Annotated in this window: 25 protein-coding genes and 1 pseudogene; 15 read left to right on the forward strand and 11 right to left on the reverse strand. The window is 48.0% G+C overall.

Features of this window, described 5'->3' with window-relative positions; all coding sequences use genetic code 11:
- Positions 1-61: 61 nt before the first annotated feature.
- Positions 62-847 (forward strand): DeoR/GlpR family DNA-binding transcription regulator, encoded by a 786-nt coding sequence (locus ACFQZR_RS06925; RefSeq protein ID WP_379344924.1) that lies wholly within the window; start codon positions 62-64, stop codon positions 845-847.
- Positions 848-1164: 317 nt separating this feature from the next.
- Here the strand turns inward: ACFQZR_RS06925 and ACFQZR_RS06930 are convergent, their stop codons facing one another.
- Positions 1165-1410 carry a DUF4318 domain-containing protein gene (locus ACFQZR_RS06930; RefSeq protein WP_379344240.1) on the reverse strand — a complete coding sequence of 82 codons (246 nt, stop codon included), beginning with the start codon at positions 1408-1410 and terminating at the stop codon, positions 1165-1167.
- Between the two features lie 253 nt (positions 1411-1663).
- Here ACFQZR_RS06930 and ACFQZR_RS06935 point away from each other — a divergent pair, with 253 nt between their 5' ends.
- The 3 genes from ACFQZR_RS06935 to ric all read left to right on the forward strand — a co-directional run bounded on the left by ACFQZR_RS06935 (position 1664) and on the right by ric (position 4454).
- The gene (locus ACFQZR_RS06935; RefSeq protein ID WP_379344242.1) at positions 1664-2629 is read left to right on the forward strand and encodes a LacI family DNA-binding transcriptional regulator; all 966 of its coding nucleotides are present in this window, start codon (positions 1664-1666) and stop codon (positions 2627-2629) included.
- A gap of 153 nt (positions 2630-2782) precedes the next feature.
- Positions 2783-3664, forward strand: coding sequence for a GNAT family N-acetyltransferase (locus ACFQZR_RS06940; RefSeq protein ID WP_379344244.1), 882 nt, complete (start codon positions 2783-2785; stop codon positions 3662-3664).
- Between the two features lie 100 nt (positions 3665-3764).
- Positions 3765-4454: an iron-sulfur cluster repair di-iron protein gene (gene ric, locus ACFQZR_RS06945; RefSeq protein ID WP_379344246.1), complete on the forward strand. Its 690-nt coding sequence runs from the start codon at positions 3765-3767 to the stop codon at positions 4452-4454.
- Positions 4455-4534: 80 nt separating this feature from the next.
- On the opposite strand, the gene ACFQZR_RS06950 is transcribed toward ric, so the two are convergent.
- Genes ACFQZR_RS06950 through ACFQZR_RS06965 form a run of 4 tightly spaced genes read right to left on the reverse strand, consistent with a single transcriptional unit; the run spans position 4535 to position 8225 of the window.
- Positions 4535-6097 (reverse strand): MDR family MFS transporter, encoded by a 1563-nt coding sequence (locus tag ACFQZR_RS06950; protein WP_379344248.1) that lies wholly within the window; start codon positions 6095-6097, stop codon positions 4535-4537.
- Positions 6098-6147: 50 nt separating this feature from the next.
- Positions 6148-6885 carry a bactofilin family protein gene (locus ACFQZR_RS06955; protein WP_379344250.1) on the reverse strand — a complete coding sequence of 246 codons (738 nt, stop codon included), beginning with the start codon at positions 6883-6885 and terminating at the stop codon, positions 6148-6150.
- Between the two features lie 30 nt (positions 6886-6915).
- Complete coding sequence (locus ACFQZR_RS06960) at positions 6916-7587, reverse strand: polymer-forming cytoskeletal protein (RefSeq protein ID WP_379344252.1); 672 nt, start codon at positions 7585-7587, stop codon at positions 6916-6918.
- An 11-nt stretch (positions 7588-7598) separates the two neighbouring features.
- Complete coding sequence (locus ACFQZR_RS06965; RefSeq protein ID WP_379344254.1) at positions 7599-8225, reverse strand: YhbD family protein; 627 nt, start codon at positions 8223-8225, stop codon at positions 7599-7601.
- Positions 8226-8411: 186 nt separating this feature from the next.
- On the opposite strand from ACFQZR_RS06965, the gene ACFQZR_RS06970 reads away from it, so the two are divergent.
- The 4 genes from ACFQZR_RS06970 to ACFQZR_RS06985 all read left to right on the forward strand — a co-directional run bounded on the left by ACFQZR_RS06970 (position 8412) and on the right by ACFQZR_RS06985 (position 11416).
- Entirely contained in the window at positions 8412-9290 is an 879-nt protein-coding gene (locus tag ACFQZR_RS06970; RefSeq protein WP_379344256.1) for an endonuclease/exonuclease/phosphatase family protein, read from the forward strand.
- A gap of 184 nt (positions 9291-9474) precedes the next feature.
- Entirely contained in the window at positions 9475-9843 is a 369-nt protein-coding gene (locus tag ACFQZR_RS06975; RefSeq protein WP_018754566.1) for a GntR family transcriptional regulator, read from the forward strand.
- Entirely contained in the window at positions 9840-10730 is an 891-nt protein-coding gene (locus ACFQZR_RS06980) for an ABC transporter ATP-binding protein (RefSeq protein WP_379344258.1), read from the forward strand. The genes ACFQZR_RS06975 and ACFQZR_RS06980 overlap by 4 nt, the downstream gene beginning before the upstream one ends.
- 20 nt (positions 10731-10750) lie before the next feature.
- Positions 10751-11416 carry a hypothetical protein gene (locus ACFQZR_RS06985; protein ID WP_379344260.1) on the forward strand — a complete coding sequence of 222 codons (666 nt, stop codon included), beginning with the start codon at positions 10751-10753 and terminating at the stop codon, positions 11414-11416.
- Positions 11417-11524: 108 nt separating this feature from the next.
- Here the strand turns inward: ACFQZR_RS06985 and ACFQZR_RS06990 are convergent, their stop codons facing one another.
- The 4 genes from ACFQZR_RS06990 to ACFQZR_RS07005 all read right to left on the reverse strand — a co-directional run bounded on the left by ACFQZR_RS06990 (position 11525) and on the right by ACFQZR_RS07005 (position 17011).
- Entirely contained in the window at positions 11525-12814 is a 1290-nt protein-coding gene (locus tag ACFQZR_RS06990; protein WP_379344262.1) for an MFS transporter, read from the reverse strand.
- Between the two features lie 103 nt (positions 12815-12917).
- Positions 12918-15230, reverse strand: a complete 2313-nt coding sequence (locus ACFQZR_RS06995; protein ID WP_379344264.1) for an FkbM family methyltransferase — start codon at positions 15228-15230, stop codon at positions 12918-12920.
- The gene (locus ACFQZR_RS07000) at positions 15217-16290 is read right to left on the reverse strand and encodes a tetratricopeptide repeat-containing glycosyltransferase family 2 protein (RefSeq protein WP_379344266.1); all 1074 of its coding nucleotides are present in this window, start codon (positions 16288-16290) and stop codon (positions 15217-15219) included. The genes ACFQZR_RS06995 and ACFQZR_RS07000 overlap by 14 nt, the downstream gene beginning before the upstream one ends.
- A gap of 169 nt (positions 16291-16459) precedes the next feature.
- Positions 16460-17011 (reverse strand): GNAT family N-acetyltransferase, encoded by a 552-nt coding sequence (locus ACFQZR_RS07005; RefSeq protein WP_379344268.1) that lies wholly within the window; start codon positions 17009-17011, stop codon positions 16460-16462.
- Positions 17012-17227: 216 nt separating this feature from the next.
- On the opposite strand from ACFQZR_RS07005, the gene ACFQZR_RS07010 reads away from it, so the two are divergent.
- The 5 genes and pseudogenes from ACFQZR_RS07010 to ACFQZR_RS07030 form a co-directional block, all read left to right on the forward strand.
- A complete protein-coding gene (locus ACFQZR_RS07010; RefSeq protein ID WP_379344270.1) occupies positions 17228-18955 on the forward strand; it encodes an ABC transporter ATP-binding protein in 1728 nt (575 codons plus the stop codon).
- On the forward strand, positions 18952-20829 hold the full coding sequence (locus ACFQZR_RS07015) for an ABC transporter ATP-binding protein (RefSeq protein ID WP_379344272.1): 1878 nt from the start codon (positions 18952-18954) through the stop codon (positions 20827-20829). The genes ACFQZR_RS07010 and ACFQZR_RS07015 overlap by 4 nt, the downstream gene beginning before the upstream one ends.
- A 304-nt stretch (positions 20830-21133) precedes the next feature.
- Positions 21134-21442 (forward strand): hypothetical protein, encoded by a 309-nt coding sequence (locus tag ACFQZR_RS07020; RefSeq protein ID WP_379344274.1) that lies wholly within the window; start codon positions 21134-21136, stop codon positions 21440-21442.
- A gap of 60 nt (positions 21443-21502) precedes the next feature.
- On the forward strand, positions 21503-22300 hold the full coding sequence (locus tag ACFQZR_RS07025) for a M12 family metallo-peptidase (protein ID WP_379344276.1): 798 nt from the start codon (positions 21503-21505) through the stop codon (positions 22298-22300).
- Between the two features lie 61 nt (positions 22301-22361).
- Positions 22362-22541, forward strand: a pseudogene (locus ACFQZR_RS07030) (hypothetical protein); the annotation flags it as partial.
- A gap of 52 nt (positions 22542-22593) precedes the next feature.
- Here ACFQZR_RS07030 and ACFQZR_RS07035 read toward each other — a convergent pair.
- Together ACFQZR_RS07035 and ACFQZR_RS07040 are read right to left on the reverse strand one after the other, a co-directional pair.
- The gene (locus tag ACFQZR_RS07035) at positions 22594-22995 is read right to left on the reverse strand and encodes a hypothetical protein (RefSeq protein WP_379344278.1); all 402 of its coding nucleotides are present in this window, start codon (positions 22993-22995) and stop codon (positions 22594-22596) included.
- Positions 22996-23155: 160 nt separating this feature from the next.
- Positions 23156-24409 carry a DUF438 domain-containing protein gene (locus ACFQZR_RS07040; protein ID WP_379344280.1) on the reverse strand — a complete coding sequence of 418 codons (1254 nt, stop codon included), beginning with the start codon at positions 24407-24409 and terminating at the stop codon, positions 23156-23158.
- Positions 24410-24628: 219 nt separating this feature from the next.
- On the opposite strand from ACFQZR_RS07040, the gene pepT reads away from it, so the two are divergent.
- The gene (pepT, locus tag ACFQZR_RS07045; RefSeq protein ID WP_379344282.1) at positions 24629-25885 is read left to right on the forward strand and encodes a peptidase T; all 1257 of its coding nucleotides are present in this window, start codon (positions 24629-24631) and stop codon (positions 25883-25885) included.
- Between the two features lie 57 nt (positions 25886-25942).
- A complete protein-coding gene (locus ACFQZR_RS07050; RefSeq protein ID WP_379344284.1) occupies positions 25943-26320 on the forward strand; it encodes a hypothetical protein in 378 nt (125 codons plus the stop codon).
- Positions 26321-26418 lie beyond the last annotated feature (98 nt).

Here is a 26418-nt window from a genome sequence, read left to right on the forward strand (position 1 = left end):
AAGCCGTTGTTCTAAAGTTATAATGTGTAGAGATAAGTTGTATGACGGAGGGGATTCGCAGTTGTCGTTGATTGGCGAAGAACGTAAAGGAATCATATTAGAGCAGTTGAACGCAGAGGGACAGGTTAAGACATTTGAGCTCGTGCAGAAGTTAGGGGTGTCCTCGGAGACCATTCGTCGGTATTTGGAGGAGTTGGAGCTCGAGAACCGGTTGAAGCGGGTATACGGGGGCGCGGTGAAGATTAACCTCCTCGGCGAAGAACCTTCCTATCTCAAACGCGAAGTGATTTATGCCGAGGAGAAACGAATGATTGGGAAGGCTGCGGCCGCACTGGTGGAGGATAATGACGTCATTTTTATTGATGACGGGACGACGCCGCTTGCGATGATTGATTTTCTGATGAATAAGAATAACCTGACGGTGCTAACGATATCGATTCCAGCGCTGCATCAGCTGATTGAATACAAGAATAAGGAACTATTCAATGGCGAAATCTATCTGATTGGGGGCAAAGTGAATTCGAGGCATTCTCGAATAACCGGCTCCATCGCCGAGAAAATTGTGGATCTGTTCCATGCGGATAAGGCGTTCATTTCCATCGATGGGATGGTGCTGGGCAAGGGGATTACCGCATTTGATGCAGAACGTGGGCAGCTCGTCAGTAAGATGATGGGCAATTCCAGGCAATCCATTGTCATGACCGATGGCAGCAAAATAGGACTTACCCAGCTCTATCGTATTGCGGAATGGCGAGATATGAATACGGTGATTAGCGATGTTCATATGCCGAAGGATTGGGTCAAACCGCTTGAGAAGTTTGGCGTGGATTGGATCGTGGCGCAGTAATATGTGCTGTGACGGCAGGATGTGCAGTGCGTGGAAGGTGAAAGAGCGAGCTCCTTCAGTGTAGGTTGGCTGCTATCATGGATTTTAGCATTAACTATAACCTAAATCGCGTCTATATTAGAGCTATCATGGATTCTTGCATTAACTTGGCGCTAAAACAGGCGGGGGAGACGAAATTCGGACCTCTATCATGCGAGTATCCATTATAGATGGGGATTGCAATGCAAGTGTAGGCACAATCATGTATAGAATCCATGATAGGCCCAGACAATGAAAAAACGAGCCGTTAGCTTCTCTTCTAAGGCTCGTTTTGTAAATTATATTTCTTTGAAATGGAGCACAAAGCCTGCTCTTCCAGCGTTTTCAACTTGGCATTGATAGACGACTTGGTCGATCGTGACTACGGCAGGTCTATTGTATTCTATAAACGTATAGGTTACATTCTCTTTCTTACAATAACGTTCAATTTCATCTAGGAACTCTTGTTTGTTCTTGGGCGGATGGTCCAATTCGACTGAGAATCCCTTCTTCATAGCCTTGTCCCATAGAGATTTCAACATCATAACACCTCTTCCATTAGCGATGACATTTCATTTAAGAATCGTAGTATACCTCTATTATACCCCTTGTTTTTTGGTATTCACATTGTTTTTCATCACTTCTTTACATTAGCTGGAGCGACTGCTCCTGAGCAAGCCGAAGTGAATACAATTGTATTGATGTAGCTCGGATTGGCGGTCCACTGTGATCGCCAATCTTTTGTGGTATATTTAATTTAAGTGAAGTCGGAAGGTTTGATAGATAGGGGCGAATGTATTGGTCAGTATTAAAGATATCGCTAAAAAAGCAGGGGTTTCCGTCTCAACGGTATCTTACGCACTGAATGGGAATCCGAAGGTAACCGAGGAGACGCGTGCTCGAATCCTGGTGATCGCCAAAGAATTAAATTATGTTCCGAATGCGGCGGCCAGATCTCTGAAGAAGAAGGAGTCCCGAATTATCGGTGTGTTCTTAACTGAATTCAGCGGTGCTTTCTATGGCGGTCTGCTGCAAGGCATTAAAGAAGTTCTGAATGATAAGGAATATGATCTGGTCGTGTGCAGTGGAAAGGAATCTCATCGGATGCTGCCGGAGCGGATTATTGACGGTGCCATCATTCTGGATGAGCAGTTCAATAGTGAAGAGCTGCTGCAGTACGCAGATCGTGGACATAAAATCGTGGTGCTGGACCGTGAGCTGAGCCATCCGAACGTGAATCAAGTGCTGTTGGATAATAAGGCAGGCGCAATGCTAGCGACGGAATATTTGCTTGAACAGGGGCATCGGAGGATCTATATCGTGAACGGTCCGAAGGGATCTTATGATGCTAGACAACGTCTCCAAGCGTCGAAGCAGACACTCGATCGCCACCCGAAGGTGGAATATATCGTGATCGACGGCGATTTCAACAAATCCGCAGGGGAGCATGCGGCGAAGATGATTATCGATGCGTATACAGAACCTGTTGCGGTGTTCTGTCTGAATGATGAGATGGCGATTGGGTTCTACAACTATGTAGCTTCAACGGAATATCGCATTGGGGAGCACATTCATATCGTCGGGTTTGATAACATCGAACTATCGGAATATACGCAGCCTCGTCTTGCGACCATTAACTATTCGAAGAAAAAATGGGGCGCGCTCGCAGCAGAACAATTGATTAAGCTGCTGCAAGGCGAATCCGTGGAGAATGAACGGATTTATGTGACGCTCGTGACGGGGAATTCGGTTGGGCGTGTATAGAGGGATAGCGAAGAAGGCTTATCTTCAAGCGATTTATATCGCTTAGGATAAGCCTTCTTTTTCAATGGGAAGCTTTGTGGTCTATGGCATCGATTAATCCAGAAGGGGTTGACCATAGGTGTAGAATAGGGAATAGATGGGAGGGTTTACCTGATGGAAATACGGAAAAGGCAAGGATTGACCGAGCAAGAATTGCATGACATCCGCATATTGGCGGACATCTGTGATGCGCTGGATGGAATTAAGCTGAAATTGAACTGGGTATCCTTACAGACGCGGCCCACACAAGAGACGAATGATTTTCTCATTTATGAGAATGGCGATCTGGTTGGGTACTTAGGCATTTATAGCTTCCAATCTTCGGAGGCAGAAATTAGCGGAATGGTTCATCCACTCTACCGGAGACGGGGAATGTTCACACAGCTTGTGGATGCGGCAGTGGAGGAGTGCAGACAGCGGGGATTCGCCAATATTCTCTTCATTAATCATCATCGTTCTACTGCGGGGCAAGCATTCCTGGTCGCGCGGGGCACGAAGTATAAGGTATCTGAGCACTGGATGCGTTGTGAGCGAACGGATGCGGATCTTAGTGGCTTTCATGTTCGTGGCATGAGCGAGAACAACGTCCAACTTCGCGTTGCGCGAGAAGCGGATAAAGAGCTGTTGGTTCAGCTTAATGTTGACGGATTCGATATGAAGGAAGCGGATTCGCGGGATTATGTAGAACGTACCTTCAATAGCCCACTGGAATATACGTACATCGCAGAAGCTGAGGGTCAGCCGATCGGCAAGCTGGGCCTTACCTTCGAGGAAGGCAGCGCCTTTATTTATGGATTCTGTGTGAATCCGCTCCAACGGGGGAAAGGGAATGGTCGACGTATTCTTGTCGAGCTCATGAACATGTTACAGCGCGAACAAGGGAAGACACGGTTCGAACTCGAAGTGGCAGTAGAGAATGCGCGCGCACTTGGCATTTATGAAGATTGCGGTTTCCGTGTTATTAGTGCGAATGATTATTATGAAATGATTTTATGAAAATGGGGCCAGAGTGACTGAGATCACGATGGCCCTTTGTCTTCCGTCGTATGATGATCTTGCATGAACCAAGATCTATTGAACTGGAGGCGAATTCCTTATGATTACACAAGAAATGACCGTTCGTGATGCGGTATTGCAATATCCAGCTGCGAGTGATGTGTTCAAGCGGCTCAAGATTGATTTCTGCTGTGGTGGCAACCGTCCGATCCAAGAAGCAGCTGAAGAACGTGGATTGGATGCGGCGGCCGTTGTTGAGCAGCTGAATACGATGAAGCAGGCTGCACCAAGTCTAGGAATCGGGATGGATTGGCAGTACATGTCCTCACGGGCGTTGATTGAATATATTGTGAAGAAGCATCATCAATATTTGCGAGTCCAACTGCCACAGATCGCTGCGAATGTGGAGCGCGTCTATCATGTGCATGGCGGGGATCAACCGCATCTTGTTCAGATGGCAGAGCTATTCCGTCAGCTGCGGGCAGAGCTTGAGGCGCATATCGCCAAGGAAGAGGAGACTTCCTTCCCAAGCATCATTCGAGCAGAAGAAGATGCGAATGCTGTCTCGCATGCAGATGCACGGGCAGTCGTGGCAGAACTGGAAGGCGAGCATGATGGTGCGGGGAACCTGCTGAAGCAGCTCCGTCTCGTCACGAATGATTTCACGCCGCCAGAGCACGCTTGTACGACCTACCGGATTACCTATGCCCGCTTGGAAGAGTTGGAAGGGATGACGTTCGAGCATGTGCATCTGGAGAACAATGTGTTATTCCCGCGGTTTGATCTGTAATCGATCCAGGTGACATGAATAAAGGCACTCCTTCCAGGATCCATGATATGGAACCCTGGGGAGTGCCTTCTTGTCTTCAATTATGATGATGAGCTGGTTGTTGCTCTCGCTTCCGCTTCCGCCTTCGCTTCCGCGGCCTGCTCTTGGTAGCTCTTCATGCGATCGTTCGTCATGTAGAAGGTGAATAACAGCGCGAGGACAGTCGGAATGAGTGCCCACATAAATGTCTGTACAATCGATGAAGAGAGCGCATGTGTGACTTTTTCCAGAATTTCTGGCGGAATGCTGCCTCTTGCCTCTGGCGACAGAATCGCTCGTGGATCAGATAGCATATCCATGCCTTGCGGCGCCGAACCCATTCCGGCAAACGCGGATTTCAGGCCATTCGTGAAGTCATTCTTTTGCACCATGCCGAAGATCGTAATACCGATCGTCATGCCGAGGGACCGGATGAAGGCAATCGTAGAATTCGCGGAACCGCGCTGTGATGCATCAAAATGATGAATCGCCGCCATCCCAAGGACGGAGAATGAGGCACCGAGCCCAAGTCCTGTAATAATCATGTAGAACGTGATCATGCCACGAGAAGTGTCCGTCGTAATCGTCGTAAGCAGCGCGATCCCGATCAGGAAGATGAGCATGAATACGACCATGACCTTTCGATACCCAAATTTGACCGATGACATGGCTCCGACTTGTGCTGAGACCGTCGTTCCGAGCATCATCGGCAGCAGAATCATGCCGGAGTTCGTGGCTGTACCGCCTGTCACGCCTTGGACGAAGATCGGAATATAGACCGCCGCCGCAATGAACGCCGCGCCGGAGAACAGACCGATGATCGTACTAGACGCGAACAATCGATTCTTGAACATCGAGTACGCGATGATCGGTTCTTTGGCAGTACGTTCGATGAAGAGGAAGATGATGAATAAGACTGTGAACCCTGCGAATAGGCTTAAGATAACCGTTGAATCCCATGCATACGTACCGCCTCCGAGCTCTAACGCGAACATGAGGCAGATAATGGAGCCGACCAATGTCGTAGCCCCTGCCCAGTCGATTTGCTGCCGCGAATGTTCATGCGATTCGTGATAAAAGAGCACGACAAGCAGCAGGGCAACCACTCCAAGCGGCACATTGATGAAGAAGATCCAATGCCATGTGAAGGTATCGGTGATGAATGCACCAAGCAGCGGTCCGAAAATACTGGATAGACCGAAGACGGCCCCGAATAATCCCCCCATTTTACCGCGTTTCTCGGGAGGGAAAATATCGAACATGATCGTGAACGCAATCGGGACGAGCGCTCCGCCGCCAATCCCTTGAATAGCACGGTAAATACTAAGTTGTGTGATGGTCTCAGCGGTTGCACATAGAATCGAGCCCGCTAAGAAGAAGATGAGTCCGAAGATGAAAAACCGTTTGCGTCCGTACATGTCGGACAGTTTGCCGAAGATGGGCATACCGGCCATTTCCGCCACCATATAGGCCGAGGTGACCCATACGAATTTATCCATGCCGCCAAGATCGGAGACGATGGTGCCCATGGCCGTCGATACGATGGTGTTATCCATCGAGGCCATGAGAATGCCGAGCAGTAGGGCTGTTACGACAAGCCCCAAATTATTTTTTCCTTTAACCACGGGTTATTCCTCCACGTTATATATTGTTCATGGCTTTACTGGGAAGCCATCTATGTCTGTATGCATTGCTCCACCGAAGAATCGGGCGCCTGTTGGTAGCTGCTGCGGTATTCCACCCGTTCAATGACACAGCCGCTGCCGATAGTGACGCGATTGCCGCGGACGATTTTGGCGGACGTATTCTCCAGGTGAATGTCATCTCCTTCAATACTGTCTGCGATTAATCGCGAATCCGGCTGCGTTTTGAAGATGTCGAGCAGCGATTTCAGCATACTGGCCATACCTTGCGGTTTACGCACGTTAATCTGTTCACCGCCGATTTCACGCGCTCGTGACGGCCAATAAAGATCCAGATCCATTTGGCCAACGTTCAACAGTCCTTGGATCTCGAATGCCCCTTTGCCGCGTAGGTGGTCAATGGCACAATCGCCATCGACGCTGATGAGGCCATGAAGTTTAATCTCTTCGCTCGTTAAGTTCTGTCTGACGATGACATGGCCGCCGATTTTGGCATCGTTCAGGGTAACGTTGCCCATCGCCTTAAGTTCACCATGGACAGTCAAGCGATCGGTTGCGATATCACCGTTCACGACAGTGGTCCCTGTGATGCGGGTGATTTTGGCCTCGAATGCACCCGATACATTCGTATCGCCTGTGCCGCGGAAGATTTCACAGCTAATATCACCGGAAATCTGAACCTCGCCTGTTATGCTGACATTCCGATAGTAACCGCCTGCGGCACTAGAAGAGCCCGTTATACGAAGATCTCGAACGTTATTGTTGCTCATTGGTTTCGCCTCCTTTTGTCAGAATTCCCGTTAGATCTGGGTGTAATATTTTACTTTGGAGCTAGGATGAATATGAAGTTCTTCTTTGTATTCGACGCGCTCGATAATACAATCGGGACCGATGCTGATGCGGCCGCCGCGGACGACACTTGCTGTAGCATGCTCAAGCGAGATGTAGTCTCCTTCGATGGTCGTTGCCGTGACATGCGTGTTCATGAAGACGCTGAGCAGCTTCGTCATGAACTGAGAGCCTGCATGTTTAATCGTTATTTGTTCGCCCACAATTTCATGCGCCGAACAACCGCCTTGCGCAGTAATCTCGATGATATCAGCGTTCAGCATGCCTTGAATGATAAAGATACCATTCGAATCGAATCGTTCGGCTTCGCAATTGCCATGGATCTTGATATGTCCGTTCATCTGGATGTCTTCCCCTGTGAGTTTGCCTTGAATCGTAACCTTGCCATCAATCCGCAGCTTATCGGAATGAGCAGCGCCTTGAATTTTCGCAATGCCGTTGATGTTGGCACGTTCTGAACGTAAATTTCCTTCGACTTTACTGGTTCCGTTGCAGCTGAATTCCATGCAAGTCACGTCGCCGTGGATTGTTCCCATGCCATCGATGGAGACTTGGCGGAAGCTGCCACCGTTGGAGCTTGCGATGCCATTGATCTGGATATCGCCGCTTGGATAATCATGCATATACCTTCCTCCTATTCAGTTAATCGTGTTTTGAGCGCTTCGATGGAGTTGGATAGGGCGACACGCTGGACGAGTTTGGCATGGTCCTCCAGGTACACTTCGCTGCTGCCTGAGATGAGCAGGAATGTCGCAACCCCCATTTTGCGGATAAAAATTAGGTCACAGCTCTTTCCATCGAATTTCTTATAATGATCATTCAGTACCTGCAGTAGAATGCGGCCTTCATCAAGGCTCATTTCACCGGTCTGCAGCATCTGATTCAGGACATAAAGGGCAATTAATCGCTCATAGGTGAGTACTTCTGCCTCCCCGAACTGTGCTGTGAGCAGCTGCCACGAGACATCAGATACAATGCTGCGTTTCTTCAGGTCTGCGCTGTACAAGGCCATCTCGGTCAAGTTGGGGGAGAAGAGATCTGCGAGATCATCGAGCGATGCATTGTCTTTCAGGTTCAAGATCTTATCGATCCGATCCAATATTTTATCTTTGGGAAAAAAGGTCTCTTGTCCCGTAAATGTAGATTTGCGGATGAACCAATCCTCAGGGATGAGGTCCTTGCGCTTCCATCGATATAGCTGACCATAGGAAATGCCAGTGAGCTCCAGCAGGTCTTTTTTAGATATGAGATTGTCTTCCATCGGGGTAAACCTCCTTCACTCGCATCAGTAAAACAATGTTACGCAAACATCGTAACACTGTTTCGTTAACGGTGCAAGAGGCACACTTGAACTTTTTGGTGAGGAGGCATACAGTAACAATATTGGAATTGTTTTTATATGATGAATCATTCTTTTTTCTAAAGTATATGAATGAGGTGAAGAGGCATGAAGGAACAAGCGTTGGTGCACGAAATGAGATGTATGTCGTTCAATATCCGTAATGCATATGGGGATCAAGACGAGAATGCTTGGTCGACGCGTGCGCATATGGTGGCGGGGATGATTCGTTTCCATCGTCCAGACATTGCAGGCCTTCAAGAAGTACTGCTGAATCAGGTTGAGGATTTGGAGCGGTTGCTTCCGGAATACGGTTTGGTAGGCGTAGGGCGAGATGACGGTGATAAGGCAGGGGAATTCGTTAATATCCTGTACCGCAAGCACCGGTTCGAGCTGCTCACTAGCGGTTCGTTCTGGTTGTCAGAGCAGCCGGAGCAGCCGGGTTCCATGGGGTGGGATGCAGCTTGCACACGAGTAACGACGTGGGCGAAGTTCCGCGATCGGCAGGACGGTGCAGAATTCGTACATATGAACACACACTTTGACCATGTTGGCGTTGTTGCTGTAGAGCAGAGCGCTTATCTGCTGCGCGAGCGGGCTGCAGGAGTGGCAGGAGCGAATCCGGTCATCATAACAGGTGACTTCAATTGTACTTCTTCTTCGTTGCCGTATCGCATCATGTGCGAGGAAGACGGAAGCCTATTGAAGCTGCGGGATGCTTCCGTAGTGTCCGCGTACCGCCACTTTGGCCCAGACTTCACGTTCCACGGATTTGATCGTCAAGCGATGGCGGCGCAGATGTTCCCTCGAGAGCTCCAGCATACGCGTAACGCAACGTTTGAATTCGATTCGCCGATTGATTTTATTTTCGTCAATGAACAGGTATCGGTGCAGACGTTTGGCATTCTAGGCGATCATCTAGCAGGTAAATTCCCTTCGGATCATTTGCCGATTATGGCGGATATTGCTTGGACTATCGAGGGATAACCAATAAGAACAAAGAAACCTTTCTTTAGTGATGGGGGTAGAGTTACCTCCGTGTCACCAAAGGAAGGTTTCTTTTTTGTTTTCAAACTACTTAAGGCTATTTTTGGAAAATAGGATTGACAAAAGAGTTGATTACTTATATAGTTAGTTACATGAGTAATGAACCAACTTGGTGGTGATAAAAATGATATCGATGGATGACAGTCGTCCGATCTTCATGCAGATCGCAGAACGGATCGAGGATGACATTATTGAAACAAGATTGCCTGAAGAGTCGCAGGTGCCGTCAACGAACCAATTTGCTACGTTCTATCAGATCAACCCGGCTACTGCTGCGAAAGGCGTCAATTTGCTTGTAGATCAAGGTATTCTATACAAAAAGCGAGGGATCGGGATGTTCGTAGCAACAGGTGCACGCGCGCAATTAGTGGAGAAAAGGAAAGATCAATTCTATGAACAGTATGTCGTTGCTATGATGCAAGAGGCTGAGAAGCTCGGAATTACAAGCGAGCAGTTGGCAGAGATGATTCGTACAGGGAGGAAAGGATCATGAGTCGTATAGTCGAAGTAAAGGGATTAACGAAGGTATATGGTAATTTCGAAGCCGTCAAGGATGTGACGTTCACGATTGAGGCGAACAAAATCTATGGTCTACTCGGACGGAACGGAGCCGGCAAGACGACGATTATGCATATGATTACGGCGCAGCAATTCAAGACGAGTGGGGAGCTGAAGGTGTTCGGCGAAGAGCCCTATGAGAATAATCGTGTGTTAAGCCAAATCTGCTTCATTAAGGAAAGTCAGAAGTATCCCGATAACTATCGTGTTATTGACGTTCTTGAGGTTGCTGCCATGTTCTTCCCCAATTGGGATCAGGCATTTGCTCATGAATTGATCGAAGAGTTCCGGCTGCCGCTCAAACGGCGCGTGAAGAAATTGTCTCGGGGAATGCTGTCAGCGGTGGGGATTATTGTAGGCCTCGCGAGCCGTGCGCCGCTTACGTTCTTCGATGAGCCTTACTTGGGACTCGATGCCGTTGCACGGGAGCTATTCTATAATCAATTAATTCAAGATTATGCGGCATATCCACGTACTGTGGTGCTGTCGACGCACTTAATAGACGAAGTCAGCCAGCTACTCGAGCATGTGATGGTGATCGACCAAGGGAAGCTGATCCTGAATGAAGATACTGAAGTATTGCGCGGGCAGGCGATCTCTGTGGCAGGAACGACATCGCAAGTGGAGGAGTTCATTCGAGGGAGAAAAGTGATTCACCGCGAGCCTTTCGGCGGACTGCTTACGGCAACCGTGATGGGAGCCGGAAGCACGGAGGATCGCAAACGGGCAGAATCGTTTGGATTAACCATTACGCCAGTATCGTTGCAGCAGCTCATTGTTTATTTAACAGGCGGATCGGTAAGAAAGGCTGGTGAGGCATAATGAATCGTTCGATAGGTGTAATGAAAATGCATCTTCGTGATAAACTTGGCTACTTGTATTTACCATGGATAATATGTCTGGGCTCCTTCTCTGTTAATTTACTCATTGGTGGCTTGATCCAAGAGGAGAAGGGCTTCTACTCCGGCGGGGTGATGTCTATCTTCGTTTATATGCTTGTCGCGGGGATTGTTGTGGTACCTCAGACGATTCCATTCGCGCTCGGACTTGGGGTGCGGAGATCGGATTATTTCACCGGCACAGCGAGCACATTAACCCTACTGAGCTTCGTCTTCTCCATCGTACTGTCATTGCTCTCCTGGATCGAGGCGGCCACATCCGGCTGGGGCGTGAAGCTAGGATTTTTCCATTTGCCTTATCTGTACGCGGGCAGCTACTTGCAACAATTCCTGGTGTTCTTCTTCATCATGCTCATGTTGAGCTTTTGGGGATTCATTATTGCATGCTACCATCGTCGATTCGGAAAAGTAGGAACGTTCACGTTATTCATCGTATTGTTCTTGCTTAGCAGTTTATTCTCATTCTATATGACGTATTTCGGGGACTGGATGGCCGTGTTCCAGTGGTTCGCGGACAAAACAGCGATGGACCTAGCGATTCGCACCATACCATTCTCGATTATTTTCGCCGCCTTGTCGTATTTGTTCTTGCGTCGTTCGACAGTGTGATCATGTAAATCATTGTCAAAGACCGCCTTCCTGGAAGGCGGTCTTTCGTATGTTCAACAAGCGACTTGTCTTGTGTGAAAACGGATATAGGAACGTGGTGTTGCGGCATTATTTCGATGCAGTGGGCAGGCGTGGAACATTGCGGGACTTCGCTATTTCAGACTTGCGCTCTCTGAACATGAAGTAATACAAGGCCGAAGCGCAGATATAGAGCACGCCCGTCATGCAGAAGGTCACGACGTATCCCCAATACTTGCCGTAGGTGCTGAGCAGGTGCGATTGCACAGGACCCATCGTAGCCCAGCCGAGCATGAAGGCGGTCTGTGTCATGGAGTTCGCGATGCCGCGCCGTGCATCTGAGATGCGATCCACCATAATCGATGATTGAATCGGATTCGCGGCGTTCATCAGTGCTTGCCGGAATAAGAAGCTGATGCATGCAATGAGGAAGATATTCGTGAAGCCTGTGAGCAGCAAGAACGGCAGAGACAGCATCTGGAAGTAGACGACTGCGCGCACTTGTCCCACACGCTGTGCCAGGTACGGTCCAATCAGCATCGATATGATCGTCATCACTTGTCCAAGTGAGATGAGGATACCGACGGCGGTCAGGGATACGGCGAATCGATTGGTGAAATAGAGATTCAAATAAGGCACGACGAGCCCAGAGCCAAATCCGACGAGTAGTTGGGCGGTGGTAAATTTGCTGATCGTTTTCCAATCTCCACGCGGAGCGGGTGGAACTGCAACCGAGGCAGACGGATCTGGCTTCATGGCAGCCTGCTGCTTCACGGAATCCTTGACCAACAGAAGCGGGATAAAGGCAAGGCAGCTCGCAACGCCACCAGTCAAGAGTGCAATCTGTAAACTGGAGATCTTACTGACTCCCGCAGATTGGAGTACGTCAGCCCAGAGTCCTCCACCGATGCTGCCAACCACTTGTGCTGCGAGAACCATCGAAGAGTAGTAGCTGAACAGCTTGAGCCGCTGTTCTTTGCCCGCATTCTCAGCGAGGAAAGGGATCGCGATAATCTGGAAGAAGGCCATGAATAATCCGGCAGATACGGCATAAATCATGAGTGCCGACTCCCCACTTGCGAAGGCGCGGCCCATGAAGCTAATCCCCGTGAATAGAGCGCCGGTGATCAATAGCGACTTACGGCTTGTACGATCGCTTATGAGACCGATCGGAATAAAGATAAGCGCTGTAGCTAAGGATTGAACACTGACAATCGTCCCGTTCATATCATCTTGATAACCCAGCGCTTGAATATATAAATTGTATAGAACACTGAACATGCCCGTGCCGATCTGAAATAAGATATTGGCGATAAAGAATAGGCGGATGTTACGATTCCACTCGTTCCAGGTCGTCGTAACGTTCTGAATAAGTCGCATGAATTGATCCTCCGAAAGTCCATGTTAGTTATTTCCATCATAACAAGACGGAAGGAGGATGCAAAGTTAAAAATAAATGAGGATGACCAGCCTTACTCGGACGTTATGTTGATAGATTGCAGCGATGCTTCGGAATCGCGATATAATCATTCTGATACCCCGCCGGATCGGGTTCATCGAGCGTCACCATTTCCCCTGTCCAAGGCTGAATTTTGAACCATTGGTAATGAGGTAACAACGTCATGATGGCATGCAGATTATAGCGGGCATAGCTGTGGTATTCCAGGAAAATGACCGGCTTCGATTGTCTGATCGTATCGAGTGCTCCACAAATGACCTCGAATTCATGGCCTTGCGTATCGATTTTCATGACCTGCACACGTTTCTTCGCTGCCTGATCTAATTGTTGATCGAGTGTCGTGATGTTCACTTGAACACGTTCCACGGCGTCCCCCATCTCGGAATGATATAGAATCCCTGACATGCCTCGATTGTAACAGGAATCATCCTGCATATAGAAATCGATCTTTCCCTTCGTATTCCCGACAGCCAGCTCAAAAGCTTGAACATGGTTAAAAGCATTCAATTGAATACTCTCCTCAAGCTGCTGATACAACGTTGGGTGTGGCTCGAAGCATAGGCATGTCGCCTCAGGAAACTCGCTTGCAAGATAAAACGTATGATAGCCAATGTTCGCACCAATATCGATAAATACACCGTCAGGCTGCATATATTCACATATTTTGCGAATAAGAAAGGGCTCCCAGCTCCCTTGTGCACACAGCGTTTCTTCAATAAACCCAGGCAGTTTCAACGCCAATGTAAAGAGTTCTCCTCGATCATTAAGTAGATCGACTTCGACTTCAGGGCCGAGCGATTCAAGGATGGATGGCTCCTCCGGAGATAGGCTAGGCTTATCTGCTTCAGCAACGGGCGGGGCAGAAGTATTTGCGGTCATGCTTCTGAGTTCATTCTCGAGGAGCTCTTTGTTGCTCAGGATGTATTGATCTAGCGGACTAAAGGCCCGTGCAGCCTCGTTATGCGCGTAGGATTGGGCAAGATTGCCGAGCCGGTAGTTGATGACACATAGTTGGAGATGCGGCAGCCAAGTACGGCATGCTTCATATTCTGGATCATCATTGTTATCAGAGATGGAGATTTGATCGATGTTTAGAGCGAGTTCATACCAGAACCTTGCTTGATTCAGATCGTTTCTCTTCAGATACTGATATCCGAGCCGGCAGCAGAACTCCGCACGAGGCGCATCAAGCTCAAAGGCTTGGTAGACATAATTCCGTTCCATATCCAGGTTACTGAACTCATAATAGGTGTGCGCAAGACGCCCGCAGGCAGCTATCTTCTCATCCGTAGTAGCAAATACAGAATGAAGCACTTGCAGGTCGCCGGGCTCATTCATATATTGATGAATGGCGTGTTGATAGAGCTCCAGATAACGCTCGGCCATTGAGGTGCTGGAATAATGTTGTTCCACGTAATCACGCAGTGATTCTGGGGAAGGGAAGCAGCTCTCACGCAGGCGATCTTGCATCTCAGTGATGGATCGGCAGATCAGTTCAGGCATGCCTGTGAGTACTTCGGGTACTGCCCCGTTCGCTAGAGCCAGGACGGGTGTCCCGCAAGCCATGGCTTCAATCATGACGAGACCGAAGGCTTCCTCACAGCAGGTCGGGAATAACATGCATTTCGCTTGTTGCAACAGACGAATGCGATCTTCTCCGCCGACCTCGCCAATATATTGTAAATTCGGATTCCGCTTAAGGCGGGGCTCGATATATGTCGTGTAGTAGCTTGCATCGAAGATGGGACCCGCAATCATGAGTCGATGCCCGGTGCTCTCCGCCATGTCAATGGCTTGTAAGATCCCTTTGTGCCAACTGAGCACGCCCAAGTACAGCAAGTAATCCTGCTTCATAGCAGGGTCGGCTAGCGGATAGTCATCGATAGGAAGACCGTTGTAGGCATATTCGCCTTGATCGGTGCCCGCGACGAGACGGGAGTGTTGACTAACGTAGACAGGGAAATCCACGGGGTTATGGACGGTAGCATGGAAGGTACAGAGTGTCGGGACGGGCAGCCGTGTCATGCCGACGGCGGATTTATGCGTGTGGTCATGGATAATATCAACAGAGGAAGGCAGCGTCCGGGCGACGAATGCAGCGATCGACTGCGTATTCGCATCGGTATGTTCGTAGGTAATCAGATTGGCTTGCGTCTTGCTCCCGGCAGGGGCATAGAGATAGACTTCATGTCCATCTGCGACTAGCGCTTCGGTCAAGGTATGAACGACGCGTTCGATACCGCCGTATTTTAGCGGGGGGACCGGGTAATAATCGGGAGCGACTTGGACAATGCGCAATTTCTTGCGAGTCGGGGCAGGGGGGCTAATTGTGGACATAGAGATCCTCCAAAATGGCTTTGTTATTCCGAATACTCTCATCATTCGGCCGATAATGCCTTGCCACCTCATTATGGTCATAAGAAAGTTCGAAGTTACCGAGGCGATAATAACAGACACATAGCTGAACGTGGGGAATCCAAGTCCAATAGGCATCATCGAAAAATCCAAGGCTCTCAGGCTTCGTTAATTTGGTGGCTAAGGTATACCAGAATATGGCTTGCGTGAGCTCGTCATGGTGTAGCTTGTATGCGCCTAGACGACAGCAAGCTTCTGCGCGCGGCGGGGCATAATCGAATGATTTCCAGAGCATTTGAAGTTCAAGTTGCTCTTCATTGCGTTGATGATAAATGTCAGCGAGCTTCAGGCAAGAAGAGATGTTGTCCTCAACCCAACCGGCTCCCGTATCTAGAAATTGATGGTATTGCTGTGCGGCAAGCTCATATCGCTGATGATCCATCAGCTCATTGGCATAGTAGTACATATCCCGAGAGGAGAATTGCTCTCCTCGAGCCAGCCGATTCTCAAAAATTCGAATATTGCGATCCGAGTGCTGATGCACGCGGCAATGGGTGATGATCACGTCACTATTCAACGTTTTGCCATGAACAGCCAAATATTCGTGCACGGGACCGTGCCACTGGAAGTTGCAATGTCGCTGCACGAGCCGATTTCTTCGAAGTTCGACAGTGACGTTGCCATGATCGTCAAAAGCGTAGTGATAGATCATCGTGACGGAGTGGATGTCGTCATCTAACGATTGCTTGAGCTGCAGGAGCTTCTGCCGATCTGCTTCGAGCAGTACATCATCTGCATCAAGCCATAGAATATGGCTCATGGTGGCTTGTTGGAAGGCGTAGTTGCGGGCAGCCGCGAAATCATCAATCCATTCGAAATCGAAGATGCGATCTGTGTACTGGCGAACAATGTCCTTTGTTCCGTCCGTTGAGCCGGTGTCGACAATATTGATTTCATCGGCAATGCCGAGGACGGATTCCAGACAGTTGCCGATGGTCGACGCCTCATTTTTCACAATCATACAAAGACTGATCGTTATCATACAGTCCTCCTTTTTGTGCACATAGGCATTGGTCTGTATAACATATATATTCCGGCTCAAGGAAATGGGTTAATGCTGAGATAGGCTACAAAGTTAAAAGACCCGTGAGTATGAGCTTGTCACGGGATCGTGTGACAAACGGTTACTCCGGGTCTTTTGGATAGGATGATTAGAGGGTGGGTAAATGCTGTTCGAAGCAATGAAAACCATTCGGATGCGTACCTTGGTGCACATAGCCGAGGCTGCTGTAGAATTGGTAGAGGGTCTCGTTGGTTGCAATGCAATCCAGGCGAATGCGATCTTTACCCTCGAAGTGTATGCCGTTCGCTGCCCACCGCATCATGGCTTCGCCGAGTCCTGTTCCCGCATAATCCCGATTAATCGCCAGTCGGTGAAGATAGATTGCTGTGTTGTGATCATCTACGGAATCCCATAGCTCTAGATCCCAAGGGCTTGGCGTTGTGAGAAGGATAACGACACCTGCCAGCTTGCCCGCCTCGACATCTCTGAAAATAAACACATCGCCCCGTGCAATGGCATCGGAGGTGCCATGGACATCTTCACCCGTGAGCAGTCCGCTCCATTGGGTGGATCCTTTACTTTGCAGCCAAGAGGCTGTCTGGCGCAGCAATTCGGTAACAGACGTGGAATCTGCCGGTCTTGCTTGCTCTGCCTGAATACGTTCGCGAACCCAAGGTTCTCTAATAGTGAATCGGCTCATATCACTTGCTCCTCTCTCACGAAAAACGATCTAATGGATGGAATAGAATATAGAAGCAGTATACAACCTATATAATATTTTTCAAATCTTCATGTCCAATTTGATTCCAAATAGTGTGTGGGATTGTTGGTTGACATGAAAATATTTACGTGTATATAATTAGACCATCTAATAAATAGAATAACGAAATATTGTGGATCTAGGAGATGACCATGCATGCTCAAGTTGTTTCGATTTCTGAAGCCGTTCTGGCTTCCTATTGTGTTTGTGCTGATGCTCGTGTTCCTGCAGTCTCTATCTGAATTGTACCTGCCAACCTTGATGGCGGACATTGTGGATACGGGTATTGTTAAAGGCGATACGAATTACATTATGAGCATAGGCGGATTCATGCTGCTCGTTGCTGCGGGCGGAGGTTTATGTGCGATTACGGCTAGTTATTTATCGGCACGCGTTGCGTCGGGGTATGGCCGTCAGCTGCGCAGCAGAGTGTTTAAGCATGTCGAGAATTTCTCATTGCAGGAGTTCGACAAAATTGGTACGGCTTCGCTTATTACGCGGACGACGAATGATATTACGCAAGTTCAGACGGTGCTCGTGATGATTCTGCGTATGATGGTGATGGCTCCGATGATGTGTATCGGGGGGCTGATTATGGCCATTTCCAAAGATGCGCATTTAACTTGGGTGCTCGCCGTAGTTATTCCAATCTTAGCCCTAGCCATCTTCGCAGTTGCGAGTCGCGGGATTCCCTTGTTCAAAGCGATGCAGAAGAAGCTCGATCGCTTGAACCTTGTATTGCGTGAAGGATTGACAGGGATTCGGGTTATTCGTTCCTTCAACCGGATCAACTTTGAGAAGGAACGCTTCCGCGATGCGAACGCGGACTTAACGAATACGGCGATCCGTGTCAATCGGATCATGGCTTTTCTGATGCCAGTCATGATGATTGTCATGAACTTCTCGTCAATTGCAATTATCTGGTTCGGAAGCAGACGTATCGACATGGGGCATATGGCAGTCGGCGATTTGATGGCGTTCCTGCAATATGCGATGCAGATTATGTTCTCGCTATTGATGGTATCGATGATGTTCGTCTTGATACCACGTGCTTCGGCATCCGCAGCACGGATTAATGAAGTGCTCGATATGAAGCCGGAGATCGAAGATCCTGCGCAAGGTAGAAGCGCCGATGGACGTCGTGGATATATCGAATTTAATGATGTCACATTCAGTTACCCAGGGGCCGAGCAGCCAGCATTATCGAATCTATCTTTCCGTGCAGCTCCAGGGCAAGTAACTGCGATCATTGGCGGAACAGGTTCAGGGAAATCAACGCTGCTAAGTCTAATGCCGCGGTTCTATGATGTCGATAGCGGGGCTGTGGTGATCGATGGAGTAGATGTGAAGGAATTGACTCAAAGCGAACTGCGTTCGAAGATCGGATTTGTGCCGCAGAAAGCCGTGCTCTTCACAGGAACCATTGCCGAGAACATTCGTTACGGAAAAGAGGATGCGACGGATGAAGAGGTGCGGCATGCCGCTGCTATTGCACAAGCGAGTGATTTTATAGGTGAGATGACCGATGGTTACGATTCCTTGATTGCACAGGGCGGGACGAACGTATCGGGCGGTCAGAAACAACGGCTTGCAATTGCACGCGCACTAGTTCGCAGACCAGAGATTTATTTGTTCGATGACAGTTTCTCCGCATTAGACTTCAAGACCGATGCGAAGTTACGGGCTGCGCTTCGTGGGGAGACGACGGAGTCAACGGTACTTATCGTGGCTCAGCGGGTCAGTACAGTCATGGATGCAGACCAGATTATTGTGCTTGAAGAAGGACGCATTGCAGGCATCGGTACGCATCGTGAGCTCTTGGATACGTCGGATGTCTATCGTGAAATTGTATCCTCACAGCTGTCAGAGGAGGAGATCGCATGAGTAAGGAAACTCGAGGCCAGAAGCATGGCGGACGCGGCCCGATGGGTGGCGGTATGGGCATGGGTATGCCCGTACAGAAAGCCAAAAATTTCAAAGGCACATTAAAACGATTAATAGGATATATGGCTCCGCGTAAATATCAGTTGATTGCGGTATTGATCACGGCGATCCTGAGTACGGTCTTCAGCATTGTCAGCCCGAAAATCATGGGGAATGCAACGACCAAATTGTTCGAAGGACTGATGGGCAAATTAAACCACGTACCGGGTGCTTCGATTGATTTCACGTATATCGGGGACATTCTACTCATCTTGGCAGGCCTTTATATTGTGAGTGCTGCGTTCTCCTATTTGCAGCAATATATTATGGCGGGTGTGTCGCAGAAAATCGTATTTGATATGCGGGCACAAGTGAATGATAAGTTAGCGCGGCTGCCGCTCAAATATTTTGATGGTCGCACGCATGGTGAGATTCTAAGCCGGGTTACGAATGATATCGATAATATTAGTACAACGCTGCAGCAAAGTTTGACGCAGCTCATTACATCGATCATTACGATTATTGGGGTCATTGTGATGATGCTGACGATTAGTCCGCTGCTGACGCTGATTACGGTCATTACGCTGCCCCTCAGCTTCTTGGTAACGATCATGATCGCGAAGCGGTCACAGGTTTATTTTGCAGGACAGCAGAAATCGCTGGGTGAACTCAACGGTCACGTTGAAGAAATGTACACCGGGCATCGCATTGTCAAAGCTTTCGGACGCGAAGAGAAGTCCTTAGCGAAATTTGAGGAAATAAACGAGGGGTTGTACCGTTCAGGATGGCGCGCTCAATTTATTTCAGGGATTATCATGCCGCTGATGAGCTTTATCACGAACATTGGTTATGTGCTGGTCTGCGTGGTCGGCGGGGTGCTGGTAACGAAGAAATCTATCGAAATCGGGGATATTCAGGCCTTCATTCAATATGCTAGACAATTCGGACAACCGATTGCTCAGACGGCGAATATCGCGAATATTATCCAGTCGACCATTGCTTCGGCGGAGCGGGTATTCGAAGTGCTGGATGAAGAAGAAGAGGTGCCAGAAGTGGCGAAGCCAACGCTTGTCAATGAACCGAAAGGTATCGTGAAATTCGAGCATGTGAAATTCGGTTATAAGGCGGATGAGGTACTGATCGAAGACATGAACATCGATGTGTTGCCAGGGCAGACGATTGCGATTGTAGGTCCGACGGGCGCAGGGAAGACGACGCTCATCAACTTGCTCATGCGCTTCTATGAAATCAATGATGGCAAGATCACGATCGATGGCGTAGATATCCGGGAGATGAAACGTGGTGATTTACGCGGCATGTTCGGGATGGTGCTGCAAGATACGTGGTTGTTCAACGGGACAATTCGTGACAATATCGCATATGGGCGAGAAGGTGCGTCCGAGCATGAGATCATTCGTGCGGCAAAAGCAGCGCATGCGGATTTCTTCATTCGTACGCTGCCTGACGGCTATAATACGGTGTTGAATGAGGAAGCATCGAATATCTCGCAAGGGCAGAAACAGCTTCTCACGATTGCGCGGGCTATCCTCGCCGATCCAGCGATTCTGATCCTGGATGAAGCGACGAGCAGCGTGGATACGCGGACGGAAGTCTATATTCAACGGGCAATGAAGGAATTGATGAATGGCCGCACGAGCTTCGTAATTGCCCATCGTCTGTCGACGATTCGAGATGCAGATCTTATTCTAGTGATGAATCATGGTACCGTTATTGAACAAGGGAACCATGATGAACTGATCGCGCAGGGCGGCTTCTATGCGGATCTGTACAACAGTCAGTTTACGGGGAAGGCGCTGGAGCCTGAAGTAGGGTAAGGGATATAAGCTTTCAGCTTGTTCTTGTGAATAGGGGATATGGCGAAAGGTTTACCTACTAGATCGTAGCCGATGATAGAGCACCTCTTCGTGAAGTTGTATGGAGCGTATCGCTTCTGCTGCTTGGCGTAAGGGGTGTTTTTTGTGTGGAGGTTGTATACGCTTTAACAATGTAGATAGGTAGCTATTTGCCCTCGTGTGAAGTGGCGCGAGTGATCTGAAGGTCTATTGTTTTTATATTCATTTGATGAACATTTCTGTGACTGGTAACGTCTATATGTCAAATGAAATAGGAGCGTGAGACATGAAAATCAAATATGTCAGTGTGTTTCTAATCGCTTTTTTAATTTTAATAGCTGGGTGCAGTACTTCAGAGAAAAATCCATCAGGTTCTCCAAAGGTTTGGATATTTTATAAAGGTGAGAAATATGAGGGGGCTAAAGTTTATGCATCTAAACCTGATAATATAATTTCTACGAACACGTTTACGCAAGAGAAAGATTACATGCCAGATAAAGAGATTTTTATGAATCAAGAAACACAAAATTTATTTACTCATGACAAGCACGAATGGACGGAATTCAAAAAAATATCAATAAAAGGAGGAAAGTGAATTTTTTGATAGAATTATCTTATTAACCCTAAAAAAGGGAAAATAAGGAGGTTTTATGATATGACAGTAAAAAAGTATTTGGCTATTGCTTTGACTGCGACATTACTATTATTGCCATCCGTTGGTATCAAAGCTAAGTCTATTGAAGCTTCAGACATCTTAGAAACAGCTGCAACGCCGATAAATTATGCAGAGATTGGCAAACCCGCAAGTCAATTAGTTGATTATGAAGTTGAGCGAGATTCAGTTGCGAAAATTTTTAGTGACGAGGGAAAGGTTATAGGAGAAAAGAGGACTCTTAAGAATAGAGGGGATAATAAAGAGAAAGCTCTAAGATCCGAGGGGCGGCTGGTAAAAGTACTTGCTGTCGCTGACGAAGAATACCGAGAAGCACACTCAGATTGGATAAACAGGGTTCAACGGATAATTGAATCTGCAGATGATATTTATAATTCCAATTTTAGTATCGATTTTGAAATTGATGGTTATGGTCCTTGGAACTCTATCGGGTCTAATTCAAGTGCTCTTCTTTCTAATTTAGCAAGTCAAGGTTATAAAGGATATGACCTTGTCATTGGGTTTACAGCAAATCCAAATTTTACAGATGGGGGTCTTGCATATGTTTATACAAGTGATCCAGTAACAGGTTATAGTTTGAATGTAGACCAAGATGAAGGTAGTACAGCAAAAGTAGTGAGACATGAGGTTGGTCATAATTATGGAATTAAAGATCATCAAGATTCGATAATTTGTATTAATAACGACAATTACACCTATACAGCAACAAATTGGGACACTACTCATAAGAATCTAATTGCTTCACATAAGACTTGGTTTGGTGCAGCTGTAGGTCTTTAGTTCCTAAAAGGATGACGCTAAATGAATCACGAAGCGTATTTATATTGATACGGAGCACAATGGCCGCACATGCTTTGTCAACGCGCATCGCCTGTCCACGATTCGTGATGCAGATCTGATCCTTGTGATGAATCATGGTTCCCTTGTTATTGAACAAGGGAACCATGATGAACTGATCGCGCAGGGCGGCTTCTATGCGGATCTGTACAACAGTCAGTTTACGGGCAAGTCGATTAGTTAGATAGGTGTTAGTATGCGAAAAAGGCTGCCGTAGGGCAGCCTTTTTTTGCGTGTTACGGTTGAATCTGAATCTCTGCCTCTCGGCCCGGATCATGATAGAGGTAGATGCCCGGGTTAATTTCGAACGTGGCATCGAGCGGGATATCCTTGTAGCGTTCCACTTTTTTGCCGATGGCGTTCGGCCCTGCAGGACGGTATTCCGGGAGAATCTGGTTGTCATCACCTTTAAGCCGCAGGACGCTCTGGCTGATCAGATAAAAAACGGGTGAAGGAGAGTTTGACTCGACGACGAGGTCCTCTCCATCGCGATAGTACGTATACTGGATGTCGAAGCCCTCCGGCATGCGGACGGATGCTTGTTGCTTCTCCGTCCCCGGTGTCTGCAGCATGATCCAATTGCGGGAGGTATCCCTCTTATCGACGATCGGGTCCTTCAGGATCAGCTTCATCGGCACGCCGGACAAACAGATCTGTATATGAAGAAATCTCTCCCCGCACTGCTTGAAAGTAGTCGTGGAGATGCAGTATTTGATCGAGGATCACTAGCATATATTTAATTATAAAGGGACTGCTCTTCGTCGAAATCATCGACTTCGAGGCAGTCCCTTGGTTGTATTAAGAGAGAATCCGTTTTTGACCATCAAGTTCGCGTATATGCGCAATGTTTTGCGTGAATTCCAACGTCCCTTGATAGGTTCCTTCCTCATCACGAACAGCGAAGTATCGGATCAAGACGAACTTATCCTGGAAGGGAATCCAGAAATCCTCGACGTCTTTGGTTCCAGCTTTGAATTCTTCCAATAGTTGATTAACGACGTGGACGCTTTGCGGCGGATGGCAGTTCTGAACCGAACGACCGATGACGGCTTTGGTGCGTGCGAATATTCTCTCTTTGCCATGGGAGAAATACCGAACGATATCGTCCTGATCGATAAAAGTAATATCAACAGGCAAGTGGTTCATCATCAGCTCCAACTGCTTAACGGATAAGATTCCTGTCTCGAGTCGAATGAATCCATCGGAAGCAGGAGATGGTTCATCTCCTTTAGATGGAGCCCCTTCAAGCGGGTGGCGAGTCGGCTTCCATTCTGCAGTCGGGGCGATCAAGCAGAATCCGATTTCTGCACTTTCCTGAGCGATTTTAAGCCACTCATCTTCGGTTAGTGTCTCAAGAGCCATCGGGAATAGGATGTTCTCTTCTTTCGTAATCATTTGAATGACTTCTTGGATTGCAAGTTGGAGTGAAGCAATAACTGCTTGTTTGTCTCCGTTATAGGCAAATAGCTGTTCGCGTGCATCTTTGATGATACGTCGGATTTTATCGTCAACGCCCCACATCACTTTAGAGGGGCCGGTAATCCCGTATTTTTCGAGATAGGGGAATAATAAATTTTCTTTACGACTGTAATGTTTGTCAACATCCAATAATAGATTGAGATCCTCAATTAGTTTGAAGATGTGATCTTTAGAATCATCTTTCTGAAATTGCTCCAGGTGTAGTTCAATCTTGAATTGAACAAGCCATTCAAGTTCTTTATTCTCTAGCTTGAAGGTATGAATAGGATGTCCTGGTTGTTCTTCGGGCCGATCGGAACGGTGAATCTCGTCAATGGACCCGTCGAAGATCGAAGCATGCACAGAGCAGAGGCGTTGTACCTCCGATACAGGGATCCCATCTTCTTTCATCAAGGCTTCTTCCAATTGCGAAATTTCGGAGACGCTAATATGTCCGACGGCTTGCTTGAAACGTTCGCGAACCTCTTCTTCAGGTGCGCCTTGATGCAGCTCGTGGATGATGTCCTTTAGTAGTTGTTGGCGTTCGGATGCAGTCTTCGCCTGTTGCTCACGATTGTTAATCATTTCACTCATCGGAATACCCTCCCAGTGTTGAGAAATTCATTGGCTCTGACCCTACAATAACAAAGGAAGTGGAAGCGAGGTTTGATTCAAATCACATTTTGAAAAAAACTTCGAAATTGCTAGTGGGCAGCCTTTCATGCGGTACAGATTAATGCTCTCAAGAAGTGGTATGATAAGGATATTACGGTTTAGAGTTTGTGTAATGAAATGAGAGGAGATCGATACATAATGAATTTAGAACATTTAAAGTCCGAAATGATGGAACGGTTTATTTCTTACGTGAAGGTCGACACCCAGTCAAATGAGGATAGCACGACATGTCCTTCGACACCGGGGCAGCTTACGCTTGCGAACCAACTGGTCGATGAATTGAAGCAGATTGGTATGGAGGACGTGACGATCGACGAGAACGGTTATGTCATGGCGACACTCCCTTCGAACTCGGATCACGATGTGACGACGATTGGGTTCCTAGCTCATGTGGATACGGCAACTGATTTTACAGGTGCTGGTGTCAATCCGCAGATTATCGAGCGCTATGAGGGCGGGGACATTGTGTTAAACAAAGAGCTGAATGTGATCCTCTCGCCGACTAAGTTCCCGGAACTGGGCAACTACCACGGGCACACGGTGATTACGACGGATGGGACAACCCTGCTTGGCGCTGATGATAAAGCCGGCATTGCCGAGATTATGACAGCGATGGCGTATCTGATCCAGCATCCTGAAATTAAGCGCGGTAAGGTTCGGGTTGCCTTCACACCAGATGAAGAAATCGGCAGAGGTCCGGATAAATTTGACGTCGCAGCCTTTGGCGCGACCTATGCGTATACGATGGACGGCGGCCCACTAGGCGAGCTGGAATATGAGAGCTTCAATGCAGCATCGGCGAAGATTACGGTTAAAGGCTCGAATGTCCACCCCGGTACGGCCAAAGGTAAAATGATCAATTCTGCCAAAATCGCGATGGATATCCATGCTCAGCTGCCGAAGGAGCAGGCGCCAGAACATACGGAAGGCTACGAAGGCTTCTACCATCTCAGCTCCTTCCAAGGCGATGTGGAACAGTCCAAATTGAGCTATATTATACGGGATTTCGATACCGAGCAATTTGAGGCGAAAAAAGAAAAGCTGGCGGAGATCGTGAGCGAATTCCAAGACAAGTATGGTGCGGACAACGTGATTCTTGAGATGCGCGACCAATACTACAACATGCGGAATAAAATCGAGCCCGTGAAACATATCGTAGATATTGCCCATCAAGCGATGGAGTCGCTCGGGATCACGCCGATCGTCATTCCAATCCGCGGAGGTACAGACGGCTCGCAGCTATCCTATATGGGATTGCCGACACCGAACATTTTCGCAGGCGGCGAGAACTTCCACGGGAAATTCGAATATGTGTCCGCAGACAATATGATTAAAGCGACAGAAGTGATTGTCGACATTATTCAGCGGTTCGAACAGCAGGCAGATAAGCAGTAGAACAAGGAACCCAATCATTCGTGTGGGGGGATAGATATCCGTTGGGGAAAGAGTGAGTTGTCACTAATCGTTCTCACGATAGTCATCCTGTTATGGGGTGTTGGCTGCGTCAGACAGCCAGAGCCAGAGCTGGAATCCAGCTCGAATTCATGGGCTTTTGGATTTATCCGTTGGAATGATGTGACCTATCGGCTAACCGATGAGGTAGTAGAGTCCATTGGAGAGCCCATTGGAGTCGTAGAAACGTACGCATTGGATGAGCTGGCGAGCACGGATGAAGGCGTTTTTTCAAATGCTTTCATCGTGGGCACTCGAATCTATTCGATCGATCAAGTCAGTACCCAGGATGCGATTGCGGTCAAGCAGGACGGGAGGTGGGTTCGATTATTCAATACGGAGAAATTCGGATGGAAACTTCCAGAGAAAAGATCGTGATATGTTAAAAAAGGCTGCCGCAGGCGAAGACTTATTTCGCGAAGCGGCAGCCTATTAAATTTCGGGGCCCCCGCAAAGTATCTGAATCACTTCGAAGG

This window comes from Paenibacillus sp. GCM10027629, assembly GCF_042676425.1.
Lineage (GTDB): Bacteria > Bacillota > Bacilli > Paenibacillales > Paenibacillaceae > Paenibacillus_K > Paenibacillus_K terrigena.